Origin of the sequence: Mucilaginibacter straminoryzae, from assembly GCF_022953055.1 — a bacterium.
In the GTDB taxonomy this organism is placed as follows: domain Bacteria; phylum Bacteroidota; class Bacteroidia; order Sphingobacteriales; family Sphingobacteriaceae; genus Mucilaginibacter; species Mucilaginibacter straminoryzae.
Genome location: NZ_JALJEJ010000005.1, coordinates 214,119 through 230,686 on the forward strand (window position 1 = coordinate 214,119; position 16,568 = coordinate 230,686).

11 protein-coding genes are annotated in these 16,568 nt (G+C 46.4%); 4 read left to right on the forward strand and 7 right to left on the reverse strand.

The window, feature by feature from the left end; translation table 11 throughout:
• Positions 1 to 12 precede the first annotated feature (12 nt).
• Together MUY27_RS12865 and thrA are read right to left on the reverse strand one after the other, a co-directional pair.
• On the reverse strand, positions 13 to 951 hold the full coding sequence (locus tag MUY27_RS12865) for a homoserine kinase (RefSeq protein WP_245130501.1): 939 nt from the start codon (positions 949 to 951) through the stop codon (positions 13 to 15).
• A 102-nt stretch (positions 952 to 1,053) separates the two neighbouring features.
• Positions 1,054 to 3,504 carry a bifunctional aspartate kinase/homoserine dehydrogenase I gene (gene thrA / locus MUY27_RS12870; protein WP_245130439.1) on the reverse strand — a complete coding sequence of 817 codons (2,451 nt, stop codon included), beginning with the start codon at positions 3,502 to 3,504 and terminating at the stop codon, positions 1,054 to 1,056.
• Positions 3,505 to 3,769: 265 nt separating this feature from the next.
• Between thrA and rsgA the strand changes: the two genes are divergently transcribed.
• From rsgA to MUY27_RS12885, 3 genes are all read left to right on the forward strand, one after another.
• On the forward strand, positions 3,770 to 4,690 hold the full coding sequence (rsgA, locus tag MUY27_RS12875) for a ribosome small subunit-dependent GTPase A (protein ID WP_245130440.1): 921 nt from the start codon (positions 3,770 to 3,772) through the stop codon (positions 4,688 to 4,690).
• Positions 4,691 to 5,302: 612 nt separating this feature from the next.
• Positions 5,303 to 6,304 (forward strand): SPFH domain-containing protein, encoded by a 1,002-nt coding sequence (locus MUY27_RS12880; protein ID WP_245130441.1) that lies wholly within the window; start codon positions 5,303 to 5,305, stop codon positions 6,302 to 6,304.
• Between the two features lie 11 nt (positions 6,305 to 6,315).
• Positions 6,316 to 7,692: a TFIIB-type zinc ribbon-containing protein gene (locus MUY27_RS12885; protein ID WP_245130442.1), complete on the forward strand. Its 1,377-nt coding sequence runs from the start codon at positions 6,316 to 6,318 to the stop codon at positions 7,690 to 7,692.
• Positions 7,693 to 7,984: 292 nt separating this feature from the next.
• Here MUY27_RS12885 and MUY27_RS12890 read toward each other — a convergent pair whose 3' ends face one another.
• A complete protein-coding gene (locus MUY27_RS12890) occupies positions 7,985 to 10,861 on the reverse strand; it encodes a M16 family metallopeptidase (protein ID WP_245130443.1) in 2,877 nt (958 codons plus the stop codon).
• 66 nt (positions 10,862 to 10,927) lie between these two features.
• Entirely contained in the window at positions 10,928 to 12,067 is a 1,140-nt protein-coding gene (locus tag MUY27_RS12895; RefSeq protein ID WP_245130444.1) for an acyltransferase family protein, read from the reverse strand.
• A gap of 117 nt (positions 12,068 to 12,184) precedes the next feature.
• On the opposite strand from MUY27_RS12895, the gene MUY27_RS12900 reads away from it, so the two are divergent.
• On the forward strand, positions 12,185 to 13,363 hold the full coding sequence (locus MUY27_RS12900) for an anhydro-N-acetylmuramic acid kinase (protein ID WP_245130445.1): 1,179 nt from the start codon (positions 12,185 to 12,187) through the stop codon (positions 13,361 to 13,363).
• Positions 13,364 to 13,368: 5 nt separating this feature from the next.
• On the opposite strand, the gene trpC is transcribed toward MUY27_RS12900, so the two are convergent.
• The 3 genes from trpC to MUY27_RS12915 form a co-directional block, all read right to left on the reverse strand.
• Positions 13,369 to 14,163: an indole-3-glycerol phosphate synthase TrpC gene (gene trpC, locus MUY27_RS12905; RefSeq protein ID WP_245130446.1), complete on the reverse strand. Its 795-nt coding sequence runs from the start codon at positions 14,161 to 14,163 to the stop codon at positions 13,369 to 13,371.
• Between the two features lie 107 nt (positions 14,164 to 14,270).
• Positions 14,271 to 14,894 (reverse strand): anthranilate synthase component II, encoded by a 624-nt coding sequence (locus MUY27_RS12910; RefSeq protein WP_245130447.1) that lies wholly within the window; start codon positions 14,892 to 14,894, stop codon positions 14,271 to 14,273.
• A 130-nt stretch (positions 14,895 to 15,024) separates the two neighbouring features.
• Positions 15,025 to 16,434 (reverse strand): anthranilate synthase component I family protein, encoded by a 1,410-nt coding sequence (locus MUY27_RS12915; RefSeq protein ID WP_245130448.1) that lies wholly within the window; start codon positions 16,432 to 16,434, stop codon positions 15,025 to 15,027.
• Positions 16,435 to 16,568: the final 134 nt, after the last annotated feature.

Sequence of the window (16,568 nt, forward strand, 5' to 3'; positions counted from 1 at the left end):
CACATCTTCAACTCAGTCCAACACACGCGGACCTTCGCCGTTGATAGATGATACGTATTGGTACGAGTTGATGCCGATACCGGTTAAATGCGCCTGGATTTTCTGATTGATCTGTTTAGCCGTTTCAGGATCTTTCGCAAATGCAAATACAGAAGGCCCAGAGCCAGAGATACCAAAACTGACAGCTCCACTTTTCATGGCGATATCGCGCAGTTTATAAAAGTCTGGGATTAGCATGGCGCGAACGGGTTCAATCAGCACATCTTCCATACTACGGCCGATCAGCTCAATGTCATTCGTGTATAAACCGCTGATCAACCCGGCGATATTTCCCCATTGGGTTACCGCGTCTTTCAGCAGGATTTTATTGCGGATGATCTGCCGGGCTTCGCGGGTAGGTACGTCTACCTGCGGGAATACAATGGCACAAAATAGATCTTTTGGATACGGCAGGCGGATCACCTCCAGCGGTTGATAACTGCGGATCAGCACGAAGCCGCCCATCAATGCCGGGGCAACGTTATCTGCGTGGCCATGCCCGCAGGCCATCTCCTCGCCCTTCATTACAAAAGGCAGCAGGGTAGACGGATCGCTGGTATCACCAAGCAGATTTTTTATAGCGAACAAACCGGCAACCGTACTGGCAGAGCTGGAACCCAGCCCGCTGCCGATCGGCATTTTTTTATGCAGTTCGATATCCAGGCCCACATCGCTGCGACCGATATGATCCAGGTAGTGCTTTACGCTAACGCTCACCGTATTTTTGAACGGGTTGTAAGGCAGTTTGCCATCGTCGCCGGTAATTTTGCTGATAGTGATACCCGGGCGATTTTTAAGGCGCATTACCACCTCGTCGCCGGGTTCATTCACGGCAAAACCCAGTACGTCAAACCCGCAAACAACGTTTGCGACTGTAGCCGGTGCAAATACGCGGATGGTATCAACCTCCATCCCCCTGGAGGGGGTGTTTTTTTCTTTTATATCTGGCATGCTCATTTGCATTTGCTTTTCCATTTGTAATTTTCTTTACTCCCCCTTTAGGGGGCTGGGGGGTTAGTTAGCCCCAACGTTAATCAGATCTGCAAATACACCTGCAGCAGTTACTTCGGCACCTGCGCCAGGGCCTTTTACTACCATAGGGCGTTCGTAGTACCTGTCGGTGATGAAAGCGATGATGTTATCCGCACCAGACATCATGTAGAACGGATGGCTGTCGTCAACCATTTCCAGGGTGATAGAAGCCTTACCATTATCCAGCTTGCCCACGTAGCGCAGTACCTTGTTTTCTTTTTCTGCCTTGTCTTTTAGCTTGGTAAAATAAGCTTCTTCTTTCTTCAATGCTGCGTAGAACGCATCAACAGTAGGCGCTTCGATACATGATTTCGGCAGGATCGGTTCGATATCAATATCGGTAGATTCCATCTGGTAACCGGCGTCGCGGGCCAGGATCAGCATCTTGCGCATAAAATCGGTACCGCGAAGGTCGTCGCGTGGGTCTGGTTCGGTATAGCCCTTCTCCTGCGCCATTTTTACCACATCGTAAAAACTGGCATCTCCCTTGAAATTATTAAAGATGAAAGAAATAGTGCCCGATAGTATGGCCTCTATCCGGCGAACACGGTCGCCGCTTACGATCAGGTCGCGCAGGGTACGGATGATGGGTAAACCTGCACCCACATTGGTTTCGTAGAAGAAATCTACCCCGTGCTGTACGGCCGTATTTTTAAATGATTTGTACTGGCTGTAAGCAGAAGAGTTGCCAATCTTATTACAGGTGACTACCGAAATATTCGCCTTAAAGGCTTCTTCGTAGTATTTGATCGGCAGCGGACTGGCTGTATTATCCACAAATACACAATTCGGCAGGTTCATGCTTTTCATGATGTCTACAAACCGACCCAGGTTAGCTTCTTCGCCATACTCCAGCAAATTATCCTGCCAGTTATCCAGTGATAGCCCTTCCGGATCGAAGATCATTTTTCGAGAGTTGCTGATGCCTACAATTTTTACCTGGATGCGGTTGTTCTCGCGCAGGTACTGGCTATGTTCGTTCAATTGCTTGAACAGTGTTTTACCAATGTTACCGGTGCCCAGGCAGAACGCATGCAGTGTTTTGTTCAGCTGCACAAAGAACGATTCGTGAACGGCATTTAGTGCTTTCGCCAGGTCTGGTGCCGAGATGATCACCGAAATATTATACTCTGAAGATCCTTGAGCGATAGCCCTGACGTTGATACCATTACGGCCCAACGCATGGAATATCTTGCCAGACATGCCCGGCGTTTGCTTCATGTTCTCGCCTACAATGGCCATAACAGCCAGGTTCTTTTCAATTACCGGTTTTTCCAGTTTGCGTGCGCCAAGTTCCAGTTCAAATTCCTGTTCAATGAGGCTCTTCGCTTTCTCTGCCTCTGCCGGATGCACCGCAAACGTAATGCTATGCTCTGACGAGGATTGCGTGATCAGGATCACGTTGATCTGCTCGCGGGCCAGCAGCGAGAACAAACGGCCGCTGAAGCCTGCCTTTCCTACCATGCCGCTGCCGATAAGGTTGATTACGCTTACCTCATTGATGGATGAGATACCCTTGATAGGTTGGGTGGATGGTTTGGTTTCCGCGCTGATCACGGTGCCTTCAAAATCCGGCTGGAAGGTATTCTTGATCACGATCGGGATTTTCTTCAAAAAAGCCGGGATCATCGTCGGCGGGTAGATCACCTTTGCGCCGAAGTAAGAAAGCTCCATGGCTTCTGTATAGGTAAGATCTGGCAGCGAGAATGCCTTTTTAACAATCCGCGGATCGGCAGTCATCATGCCATTCACATCTGTCCATATTTCAATTACTTCCGCATTAAGTGCAGAACCGAAAATAGCAGCAGTATAATCGCTTCCGCCGCGGCCCAAAGTGGTTACCTGGTTCAGGTCGTTGCTGGCGATAAAACCGGTAGCCACCAGTATGTGGTCTTTTTTCTCGTTATAAAGTGTGCGGATCAGCAGTTCAGAAAGCTTCATGTTCACTTTCGCCTGTCCGAAATCGCTATCTGTTTTAATTAATTCGGTGGTATCTGTAAAAAGCACTTCGGGCATGTGCTGCATAGCAATACGGCTTACCATTAGCGTAGAGCAGCGTTCGCCGTAGCTCAAGATCAGGTCGCGGGTTTTTGGCGTCAGTTCGCGCAGGGTAAATACGCCCTGCAGCAGGTCTTCCAATTCGTTAAAGTAAATTTTCAGACGGGTAAACACCGGGTTCTGCTGCTGGATGTCCAGTAATTCCTTAACGGTGTTGAAGTGCCTAAGCTCCAGTTCGGCAAGCTGAGGGGTAAAACTTTCGCCTGCGGCGGCTTTCTCTGCCATTTCAGACAACAGGTTGGTTACACCGCTCATGGCCGAAAGTACAATCACCGGCTTTTCTTTCGCCTGGCTTTCCTGCTTAATAATTTTTACCAGTGTGCTGATGCTGGCTGCTGATCCGACAGAGGTTCCTCCGAATTTTAAAACTTTCATAGCGTGATAAAAGCAAAAACGCCTTCCCCGTTTCTGGAGGAAGGCGCTTGCTGGTTTTTTATGTTTGTCTTTACACCATGCGGTTATCTTCCTCCCTGTCTATCGCAGGTGGTAATAATAATCGCTGTCATAATGGTGTTGTTAATAATCATTTCTAAGCCGGTGTCTTTATCTAAGACGGCCCTAATATAGGGGTTTAATTTTTATATCTGCAACACAAACTTTTTATTTTTTCGCCTGTAACCCATTTTTGTACTTTTGACAGATGCAGGGTTTGGTCACAAAATCGACAGGGAGCTGGTACCAGGTACGTACGCCGCAAGGCGAACTGGTAGATTGCCGTATTAAAGGAAAGTTCCGGATTAAGGGCCTCACCACCACCAACCCCATTGCCGTTGGCGATCAGGTGGAGTTTGAACTGGAACCCGACCAGGAGACCGGCGTGATCACCAAACTGCAAGACCGGAAGAATTATATCATCCGTAAATCTATCAACCTTTCTAAACAGGCACAGATCATTGCCGCCAACCTAGATCAGGCTTTTCTGGTCGTGACGCTGGCTTCGCCCCGTACCTCGCTGGGTTTTATAGACCGTTTCCTGGTGACTGCGGAAGCCTATGATATCCCGGCGGCTTTAGTATTTAATAAGCTGGATCTGTTTAGCGACGAAGGCTTAGAGATATTAAAAGAGTATACCGCCATTTATGAAAGCATAGGCTACCCTTGTTATTTGGTATCGGCCCTGAACGGGACTAACATAGCCGAACTTAAAAGCAAGCTGAAAGATAAGACTACCTTGTTCTCCGGGCATTCCGGCGTGGGCAAATCCAGCCTGATGAATGCCATCCTGCCTAAACTGGAACTACGCACCAATGAAATTTCTGAATGGAGCGATAAGGGGATGCACACCACCACCTTTGCCGAAATGTTTGAGCTGCCAGAAGGCGGTTTTATTATTGATACCCCCGGAATCCGTGAACTGGGTATCATCGACATCGGCCAGCAGGAACTGGGCCACTTCTTCCCGGAGATCCGCGAACGCATGAACGACTGCCGCTTTAATAACTGCCGCCACATCAACGAGCCGGGCTGCGCCGTATTAGAGGCCTTAGAGAATGGCGAAATAGAACCTTCGCGCTACGAAAGCTACCTGAGTATCTACCACGGGAATGATACAAGAGCTTGATCGATTTTTGATTTCGTCCTTCGACTTGCTCAGGATGGCAGTTCGATTTCGGATTTATTTTCTAACGAACCTGTAGAGAATCAAGAGACAAGGATCAAGCTTTTGTTATTCACAGCGCAGTGACCTGTCCCGAACCAGTTTCGGGAAGCATCTGTACGGGAGTTATTGGGAAGACCGAAGCAATCTGAAACTGTAGAAGGGCCGCTTGGGGTTTGCTTCTCCGCCTGTCGGCGGATCGCAATGACGCTGCTCCCACCCTTGCGAGGGTTAGGGAGGGGTTAATCAGAGAAAAAAGACCCACCCCTGCTATCGCACTATCTACGCGCCCCCTCCAGGGAGGTTAATGGGATCGCGGATCACAATGACAACCTTTTTTAGTCTTGGTTCCTGGCTCTTGCTTCTAAAAACCCGTCCGTCCGTTTCTCTGTCCGGTACAATATGGATGCTTAAGGCCCTCGTACCATACTTCAAGGGCTTCTGTATAACATGCTCTTTTTTTAAGCGCAGGCCTAACCCCATGCCTGTCTATTCTAAAATTTTCTTTAGTATGTTAATTTGTTTTACATTTATGTAAGTTTAAAAAATTAAAATTCATCTATAAATTATCACAATATGGCTGCATTAATGGAAGTGCTGGAGTTTTTGGACGACTCGGGCAGCGTAATGGTAAAAAGATTACCTGACAATGGACCTGCTGAAATTAAATGGGGAGCGCAGCTTACAGTACGAGAATCCCAGGAGGCAGTGTTCTTCAGGGATGGGCAAATTGTGGATATTTTTACTACTGGCCGTCATCTACTGGAAACAAAGAATATTCCGGGCATTGGTAAATGGGTAACCAGCTTTGCATATGGACCTAATTCACCTTTCCGGGCAGAGGTATACTTTGTTAATAAAAAGCTTTTTACCAACCTAAAATGGGGAACGGCTGAACCCATATTATTTAGAGATAGCGAATTAAAGATGGTTAGGCTGCGTTCTTTTGGCATCAGTTCTATACAAATCACCGATTCCAGGAAGTTTGTCAATGAAATTGTTGGAACTATGGGTTTGTACCGCGACGAAAATATCGCGGATTACCTCAAGAACATTATTGTTTCTAAACTAACTACGATTATTGGTGCTACGATAAAAACGGTACTGGAAATGCCTGTATCCTTTCAGGAAATTGGTGAAGCAACAAAGCTAGCTATTAAGGATGATTTCGAAAAGATAGGTGTTTCATTGCACGATTTCTACGTAAATTCCATTTCCGTTCCAGACGAAGTTCAGAAAATGGTTGACGAGCGATCACGCATGTCGGCTGTCGGCAACATGGATGAGTTCATGAAATATAAAATGGCGATGTCTATAGAAGATTCTGCTCAAAACCCTAATGGTACAGGTGGGCAGGCCATGAGTTCGGGATTGGGACTCGGTATGGGTTTTATGATGCCTCAGATGGTGCAGCAGGCTATGGCTTCAATGTCTGGACAGACCGTGCAGCCTCAGCCAGTCCCTTCCGGCGAATCGGCTATTGAAAAACTAAAGGAACTCAAAGGGTTGCTTGATTTAGGTATACTTACACAAGCTGAATTCGAGCAGAAGAAAGCAAAGCTTTTGGAACAAATATAAACAACAGTAGTATGGCAAAGGCAACAGCTAACAGATGCACGAACTGTGGTGGAGAACTAGCATTTAACCCCAATACCAATAATCAAAAATGTGAGTATTGCGGCAGTGAGTACAAACCGCTTAATAAAAAGGGTGAAATTGAGCAGGAAACTGGCTTAATCCCATTTAAAATAGATAGATACAAGGCCAGAAAGGAAATTTTAAAATGGATAGTATCAGGCGATTATGTTCCTGGAAATATCCTGTCCGGTACAGAATTTGGTAATTTTGAGCAATGCTATGTACCGGTTTATTACTTTAAAGGCACATGCACAGGCAAATACACAGCGTATCAAAAAAGTAAAGTAGCCGATAGCATTGTTGGGAAAATTCTTCCCGCCGACAGAAAAAAAATTGCAGAAGGAACCATCAATGAACCCTTTACAACAGTTGGTTTAGCCAATAACAGTTATGTATCCCAATACTTACCACCACAAGGTTTTTATAACGAATACTACGAACGCTTCGGCGAGGTTTACAATGCCAGCGGAGACATTGATCACCCGGTAGTAGACATGCTTGAAGGCCATGTTGTTAACGAAACCGAAGTTGTTGCTGCAGATAAGTCCGTTTTAAAGCAGGCATCTGCCAAAGAATTCTTAATGACAAGCGATCAGTCTTGGGAAACCTTTGGAGAAAGAAATGTAATTAGAAGAATTCGGGCAAAGCTTTTAGGCGGATTGGAAAAACCTGACGAAAAGGAAATTGCGATAGATGCTGATTACAAAATTACTTCTGCCGGCAAAATCTACTTACCTTTTTGGATGATCAATAACCATTACGCAGAGGATTATGAATATAATGTCTGCATGGATGGCGCAAGCGGCAATGTCATCGGCGAAAAGATAATTGATTCCTCAGCAAAGCCCTCAAAAAAGAAAATTTATAAGTGGTCTGTAGCAATTGGTGGTTTACTTAGCATTGCCTGGTATTTTCATTATTTTCTCTACCCAAACCCACCGCAATATGTCCTCCAACACAACAATATTTTTACCAGTAGAATAGGAGGTTTTTGGTGGTTTATAAGGGTGATTCTATTATGGGGAGTATTACCTAAAATACTTTCACATTTTATATATGACAAGGCTAGCGAGTTAAAAATAAATAAATTAAAAGTTCAACGGGAGCGCGAATTAGAAGCTGTTAACTCGGGCGAGTTAGAACTTGCTTTACCGGGCGGATCAAGAAAGACAGTGGTCAAACGCGCGCCAACTGTTGCAACTGAGGACGATTTGGATGAAGAAGATATAGACATGGGCGATTACGATAGGGATGATGAATATTGGGATGAAGAAAAGGAAAAGCAATTTCAGAAAGCGCTTAAAATGGCTGAAAAGTGGAAGAGCTAATATTTTAACTAAATAACAAGATAGGGGCCCCGACAGGGGCCTTTGTTATTTAACAGCATTGACAAGACCTTTCAAGGCGGCGCCTTAGTTTCATTCAGATAGCAACGAGGGAATCTTCTTCGTTAAGTAAGTTGAAGACGATACTTCTCCGTCAGCCGACGGAAGGGCTTTAAAGTCCCTCCCCTGGGCAGTTTGGGGAGAGTTCGCAACCAGCAGCAATAGCACCAACTGAGCGAAACAAAAAAGAGGCACATTGCTGCGCCTCTTTCCACTATTTCAAAACGTTCAGGGTTTATTTAGTAGCCTGGCTGTTTTTTTCGGGGTAAAGGATCAATTTGATCAGGTTGGTGCCGCTCAGGTACTTGTTGGCAGCCTCTTTGGTAGAAGGCACGGTCACCTGGTTCAGCTTGTCGATATAGGTCAGGATGCGTTCCGGATCGCTCTTGGTTTCGTCAGAGCTTGAAAGATAAGAGGCCCAGAAGCCGTTCTCTTTCAGCTGAACTTCCACCTGGCGTTTTTCTTCGGCAACAAATTTCTCTATGTCGTCCTTTTCGGCGCCGTTTTGTTTGATCTTGTTGATCTCGTCCAAAGCAGCGTTGATCAGCTTATCCACATTAGCCGGTGCGCAGCTAAAGCTGATGGTGATGTTATAACGGCCAACCGGGATTTTGCTGTAAGCCGAACGGATGGATGGCGAGTAAACGCCGCCTTCTTTCTCGCGCAGACGTTCGATCATCTTAATGTTCAGCACTTCCTGCAAACCTTCAAGCTGCAGGTTGTTGGCTTCGTTATAATCGTAATCGCCGCTGAACACCAGCTGCACGATACTTTTATCGCCGATACCTTTGTAAACTGTTTTGGTGATCTGGCCTTTTGGCGCCCGGATACCCAGGTCTTTGTAGCTTTCTTTACGGCCGGTTGAAGGCAAGCCGCCCAGGTATTTCTCTAACAAAGGTTTAACCTCGTCTACGCTAAAACTACCCACCAGTGTAAAGGTAAAGTCGCTGGCATCAGCAAAACGGTCTTTGTAGAAAGCATAAGCCTTATCCAGGTTAGCGCTGTTTAGCTGCGCTAAGGTAAGCGGCATACGGCGTGGGTTATGGTTACCCAGGGTAGCGGCAACGGTATCTGCAAAAACGCTCTGCGGATCAAGGCTGCGGTTGGCCAGCATAGACCTGGTTTGGGTAATGTTCGACTGCCAGATGTCTGCATCTTTACGCGGTTGGGTAAAGTACAGGTAGATTAACTGTAAGGCGGTTTCAAAATCCTTCGGCGAAGCACTGCCGCCGATGCCTTCTGTAGTTTCGTTGATATACGGCGAGATGCTTACGTTTTTACCAGTCATCATTTTATCCAGCTGTATCTGGGTGAATTTACCGATACCGCTGCTGGAAACGATGTTATCGGCCATGTTATCAGAAATGAAATCGGCATCCGGTGCAAGGGAAGTACCGCCAAAGCTATAACCGCGGATCAGGATCTGATCGTTCTTAAAGTCGGTAGGCTTTAAAATTACCTTCACCCCGTTGGCCAGGGTAAGCGTAGTGGTACCAAGGTTGGCATTCTTCTGTTCTGCGGTGATCTTACTGCCTGTAGGCGGCGTGGCCAGCAGGGGTTCTTTGCTTACATTATCTACATAAGCGCTTACACCTTTGCCGGCGCTATTGATCCAGCCCAGCAAGGTGCTTTCGCTTGGCAGTTTGCTTTTTTCTTTCTCCGGGGCAAGGATAACCACATCGCGGTTCTGATCACTGATGAACTGGCCAGCTAATGCGTTTATGTCAGATAACTTGATCTTATCCAGGTTGTCCTGGTAGAATTTATATTCCCATTCAATACCCGGGATAGGTTCGTTATCCAGGAAGTTGCGTTGGTATTCGCCCACAAAACGATCAGAACGGGTTTTGTCGCGCTCTTTGTAGCTGTTTTCCATGGCGGTCATGGTGGCTTGCTTAGCGCGGGCAAATTCGCTTTCGGTAAAGCCGAATTTACGGGCGCGTTCTGTTTCGGCCAATACGGCATCGATGGCCAGCTTTAGCTGATCGGCAGTTTTTGCCACGGCCACTTCGGTCAGTGCATCCTGCTTGCCGATGAAGTTGCCATAATTTACCTGCCCGAAAAGGAAGGGCGGATCTGCCTTTTGCGTTAATTCGCTTATCCGCGCATTCAGCATCTGGTTAAATAGCTGGGTACGCATATCGCGCAGGTAACCGCTGGTGGTGTTATCATCAACAGACGGGTGTTTGATAAAAATTTGCGCCATGGTGTAAGGGAATTCCTTATCCGTAGCAATTTTTACTTTGGTACCTGCTGCATAAGGCACGCTGTATTTGGTACGCGGGCGTTCTTTGGCCGGGTTTTTCAGCGCAGAAAAATCTTGCTTGATCAGTTCTTCTATCTTAGCCGGATCGAAATCACCAACCGCTACTACAGCCTGCAGATCCGGACGGTACCAATCGTGGTAGAAACTTTTAATGGTTTCCGGCTTGAAATTTTTCAGGATCTCTGTTTTACCGATAGGCAGGCGTTGTGAATAGCGCGAATTGTTCATCACCACGGGCAACCATTGCTGCTGTAAACGCTGCTGGGCATTTTTCCCGCGCTGGCGGTCCTCTTCCAGGATTACGCCTCGCTCGCTGTTAATCTCATCAGTATCAAAAGTGATGTAGCCGGCCCAGTTCGCTAAAATAGCAATACCTTTTTCCAGCACCTTAGCGCTATCTGTAGGTAGCGGAAGCTGGTAAACAGTTTCATCAAATGAAGTATATGCATTCAAGTCGGCGCCGAATTTCACACCAGATTTCTGCAGATAATCAATCAGCTTGTTCTTAGGGAAATCACGCGTACCGTTAAAAGCCATGTGCTCGGTAAAGTGGGCCAGACCCTGCTGGTCGTCGCTTTCTAAAACCGAACCTGCCTTGTTAACCAGGTAAAGTACCGCGCGGTTCTTCGGCTCCACATTTTTGCGGATGTAATAGGTTAGGCCGTTAGGCAGTTTGCCAATTTTAACAGCCGGATCAATAGGAATGGCTTCGCCTTTGATCTGAGCTGCAAGCATCGGCCTTTCTTTTGGCGATACCTGCGGCTTTTTTGGGGTTTGTGCAAAGGCAAAATTAGCCGCTGCGACAAGCGCTAACGCGGCAAATAAAGGTTTTTTGTAGGGGATCATATAAGATTTATCCTTTAGGATTTTGATGCCCAAATATATGCTAAAAAAACAGTCTTAAGATTTTAGTTATACTTTGATAATAATCTTTTTAGCATATAGCGGATACATCAGTATCCAGATTAACAATACCCATAAAAACGCATCTATTACGGATGCCGTATTGGGCGAAAAGAAAGGTTGTATCGCCGTTTTATAAAAGTATCCCGCAGCCCCCATTTCTTTACCCTGGTAGTTTACCTTAAACAGGTTAATGATACCCGGTACCAGCCCTGCCAGGATAAACCCGGTAATGGCATTCATACCAAACACCAGGAAAGGCCATACCCCTTTTTTGTAGCCCTGCACATCCATAAACCAGTAAGAAAGCGTAAGGCCGAGGGTAGAAATACCGCCCGCGTAAAGCACGTAAGAGCTGGTCCAAAGTGATTTATTGATGGGGAAGAACAGTCCCCAAACTAGTCCTAAAATAATGGCAATTACCCCATAAGTAAATAGCCAGGCTGTTTTGGTCTGGTTATCTGTATCTGTCTTTTTAATTAAAGTGCCGATGAAAATACCGAACAGGCAGGTGCCCAAAGCAGGTATAGTGCCAAGTAAACCTTCCGGATCCCAGGTTTTAGACTGGCTCCATAAGTGGTTGGTACCGAAAACAGCGCGGTCTACCCATGCCCCAAAATTGGTTTCAGGCTCTAAATTAGCTGGGTGACCATCCGGAACGGGAACAAAGCACATCAGTACCCAATAGCCAATCAGGGCTAGTGCGAAGATCCATTTACGGGTGTTGGCGCTGGTTTTAAGATAAAGAATGGTACAGATAAAATATACCACGGCTATGCGCTGTAATACGCCCGGAAAGCGCAGCGTGTGGATATGTTCCAGCGAAGGATGGTAGAAGAACTGAATGCCCCACGAGATCAGGATCAGGGTAACCATACGCCTTAAGGCATGCCAGATAATTTTACTATGATTAGCCGGATCTGTCTTTTTACTTTCCATTGCATACACAATGGAAATACCCACCATGAACAGGAATGATGGAAAAATAAGATCGGTAAAGGTACAGCCGTTCCACTTGGCATGTTCAAGCGGTTCGTAAATATGTCCCCAATCGCCGGGATCATTCACCAGGATCATGGAGGCTACGGTAAAGCCTCGAAAAAAATCTAAGGATAACAGCCGTTGTTTGGCTGGAATTGCAGATGTCATATCAGGAAGGGTATGGTGTTTTGTTCGAAGCGGAAGTTAGGCAAATAGAATGATGCTATCAAAACTAATTCGAACGAAAATGTTTGTGCCTTTAGCGATAAGTGATAATTTGGCCCGATGAACAGGAACCTGCAACAGCTGTTTAATATGGCGGAAAAAGAAAGCCGCTTGGGTATCGGACTAATGTCGGGCACCTCGCTCGATGGTTTGGATATCGCCCTTTGCCGTTTTAACGGGACGGGGTTGAACACCACTTTCGAGTTGCTCCATTTCACCACCATTGCATACGAGCAGGATTTTAAACAGGACGTACTGAGCGTATTTGCACAGAAGCAAGTAGATTTGCAGAAGCTCTGCTTGCTGAATGCGAAGATTGGCAGTTTACATGCAGAAATGATCCTATCCGCGTTAAAGCAATGGCGTGTTCAAGTTGAAAAGGTAGATTTTATTGCCAGCCACGGGCAGACCATCTATCACGCTCCGCGAAGGTTACATCAGTTACCCGGCTACCCCGATGCAACTTTGCAAATTGGCGATGGAGACCATATTGCAGTGAAGACCGGTATTTTAACCATCAGCGATTTCAGGCAAAAACAAATAGCTGCGGGTGGCGAAGGCGCGCCGCTGGCCCTGTACGGCGATGTAATCCTGGGAAGTAAAACGGGTGAAAACAGGTTGTTATTAAACATTGGCGGCATTGCCAACATTACTTATCTACCGGGTGACGGTGGACAGGTGATCTGTACAGACATTGGCCCGGGAAATACGCTCATTGATGCTGCTTGCAGGAAGTATTTCAATAAACCCTACGATGAAGATGCATTGATTGCATCCAGTGGCAAGGTAAACAGCGAGCTGTTGCAGGCGCTGATGGATCACCCGTTTTTTGAAGAAGCCTTACCCAAAACCACCGGACCTGAATTATTCAGCTTAGCCTATGTAGCCGAAGCGCAAAGAAATTCGGCCACTATAGCAATCGCACCAGAAGACCTTGTGGCGACCCTTACTGCATTTACAGCAAAAGTCATAGTGGATTTTCTAAGGGAAAGTCTTCAAAATAAAGTCGATCAAGTTTTCGTAAGCGGTGGCGGCGCGCGAAACCCGGTGGTGATGCAGCATCTGAGCGAACACCTGCCAACTGTTCAAATACAAGACACCGAGGCCATCGGCATTAATCCAGATGCAAAAGAGGCCATTCTTTTTGCGCTATTGGGGAATGAAGCCATAGCCGGAGAACCGCTTGCTATTAGCAGTAATCCGGCCGTGCTAATGGGTAAGTTCAGTTTCCCTTTATAGGAAATTTAATTCCCGCGCAGTTCGGCAACAAATTCTGCCATTGCCTTGCCCGGGTCTTCCTGCCGCATAAAGTTCTCCCCGATCAGGAAGCCGTTAAAGCCTGCACTTCTCAGCTTTTTAATCACGTTGGTATTGCTGATGGCGCTCTCAGAGATCTTTAAGAAATCAGAAGGGATATGTTCTGCCAGCGCAAACGAAGTCTCTACAGATACTGTAAAATCGGCCAGGTTACGGTTATTTACACCGATCACCTCCACGTTAGGGTCCATACTGCGCTGCAGTTCTTCCAGGTTGTGTACTTCCAGTAAAACACTTAAACCAATGCTTTTTGCCAATGCGGAAAATGCCTTGATCTGTTCCGGCGTCAAGATGGCGGCGATGAGCAGGATGATATCTGCACCTACTGCTTTCGCTTCTATGATCTGGTATTCGTCAATAATAAAATCTTTCCTCAGCAAGGGAACATCGGTATTCGCATTACGGGCACGGGTGAGGTCCAGCTTGCGGCCCATAAAGAAATTACGGTCGGTAAGTACAGAAATAGCCGATGCACCGGAAGCATTGTACGCTTTGGTTACTTCTTCTACACTTACCTGATCATTGATGATACCTTTAGAAGGTGATTTCCGTTTAAATTCTGCGATAATACCGGTACGTTCCGGATTCAGTAAAAATTCCTTTAAAGAATGCGGCTGCCGGGTAAAATATTCCGACTCTTCCAGAAAGGTATAAGAGAACCGCGCTTTGCCGGCCTCAACCTCGGTTTTTTTCTGTTCAACTATTTTATCAAGTATGGTCATGTGCTCTTGTTTTTGTCATTCTGAACGAAGTGAAGAATCTGTACGTAAGCTTATACTACGAGATTGCTTCTCCGCCAGGGGCGGATCGCAATGACGTATTACAGGTTTTAATTCTTCAGCCAGTTGCTCAGCATCTCTTTGCCGTATTCCGTTAATACAGATTCCGGGTGAAACTGCACGCCACGGACATCGTATTCGCGGTGGCGCAAGGCCATGATCGATTGGTCTTTTTCGTCGATCGCCGTTACTACCAGTTCCTCGGGCAGGCCCTCATTACTTACCACCCACGAGTGGTAGCGGCCCACGTTAATCTGCTCAGGAAGATCTGTAAAGAGCAGCTCTTTACCATCTGTTACCTTTACCGGCGTCGCAATGCCGTGCATCGGGCGACTTAAATTATGCAGTTTTCCGCCGAAAGCCTCTGCAATAGCCTGCTGACCAAGGCACACGCCAAAAATACTTTTTTCAGCCGCATATTGTTTAATTACATCCAGCAACAGGCCTGCCTCAGACGGGATGCCCGGCCCTGGCGAAAGGATGATCTTATCGAACCCGGCGACATCTTCCAGCTTAAACTGGTCGTTACGCCAAACCTCGCATTCCAGGCCCAACTCGTTAACCAAATGCACCAGGTTGTAGGTGAAAGAATCGTAATTATCTATGATTAAAATCTTTACCCCCTTGCCCCCTGAAGGGGGATTGCTTGCTGCTTTAATATCTGTAGTTTCCATTTTAATAAATTTTTAATTCCCTCCTTAGGGAAGGGTCAAAATTAATACCCATTCCAACCCTCCTTCCAAAAGGGAAAGAATCGCACATCCTTTAAGCCCCCTCTCCTTCAGGAGAGGGTTAGGGAGAGGTTTATAACTCCTCTGCTAATTCCAACGCTCTTCTTAGCGCAGCTATTTTGTTATTCACTTCATTTAATTCGCTTTCTGGTACAGAATCGGCTACAATACCTGCACCTGCCTGGTAATGCAGGGTGTTATTCTTGCTCAGAAAAGAACGGATCATGATGGCATGGTTAAAATCTCCGTTAAAACCTAAATAACCAATGGCCCCGCTGTAGAAGCTGCGTTTCAGGTTTTCATTTTCGTCGATGATCTCCATGGCGCGGTATTTTGGTGCGCCACTGAGTGTACCCGCCGGGAATGTATCTGCCACGATTTTGAACGAAGAAACATCCGGCCGGAGTTTGCCGCTCACATGCGATACCAGGTGAATCAGGTGCGAGTAATATTGCACCTGCTTAAATGCGTTAACTTCCACATTGGTGCAGTGTCGGCTCAGGTCGTTGCGGGCCAGGTCCACCAGCATCACGTGCTCTGCGGATTCTTTCGGGTCGTTCTCCAGGCTGCGTGCCAATGCGGCGTCTTTCTCATCATCACCAGTTCGTTTAAAAGTACCGGCAATAGGATAAATACTGGCTACACGATTTTTAATGGTGATCTGCGCCTCTGGCGAAGAACCGAAAATACGGAAGTCGCCATAATCGAAGTAGAATAAATAAGGTGATGGATTGATCGAACGCAGCGCGCGGTAAACGTTAAACTCGTCGCCCGTGAATTTCTTAGAGAAAGCCCTTGACGGTACAATCTGGAAGACATCCCCACGGAAGATATGCTGCTTTACCTTCTCTACCAATTGTATGAATCCTTCATCCGTTAGGTTGGATTGCTCTGCGTCACTGCTTTGGAAATGATATTCGGGGAAGTTTTTATTCTTGATCAGGTATTCAATCTTTTCCAGTCCCTCGCTGCCATCCGCACCTTCGGGTTGGTTCTGGAAAATATAAAGCTCGTTTTTAAAGTGGTCTATCGCGATGATGTACCTGTAGATATGATACTGCATCACCGGTATCTTACGGTAGTCGTCCTCCACCTTCTTCAGCTTAATGGTCTCGTAATGCTCAACGGCTTCATGAGTAAAATAACCAAATAAGCCATTGGCGATGATTTTAGCGGGGTTGGCATCGGCTTCAAATTGTTTGGTAAAGCGGTCTATTTCGCTTACCAGGTCAAAGGTGCCGGGTTCGGCAATGGTAGAGGTTCCATCCGGAAAGCTCTGCTTCAAACGGCCATCATTCAATACAAAACCAGCAATAGGGTCGCAGCATACATAGCTGGTACTATTATCGCGGCTGTGATAATCAGAACTTTCGAGCAGCAGTGAGTTGGGAAAAACATCGCGCAAACGCAAAAAAATGCTTACCGGGGTAGTGGTATCGGCCAGTAGCTTTTTTTGTGTGGTGTTTAACTTATATTTTTTCATTTGCAAAGTATATAAAAATAAAAAACCCGGCAGGGAGTGCCGGGTTAGTATCAGGTTTACAATTGTTTAGTAAAGTCCAATCAATAATCTCTTCCGGCATCAAATTTTACTTTGTGCCACCAGCTCTTGGTTAT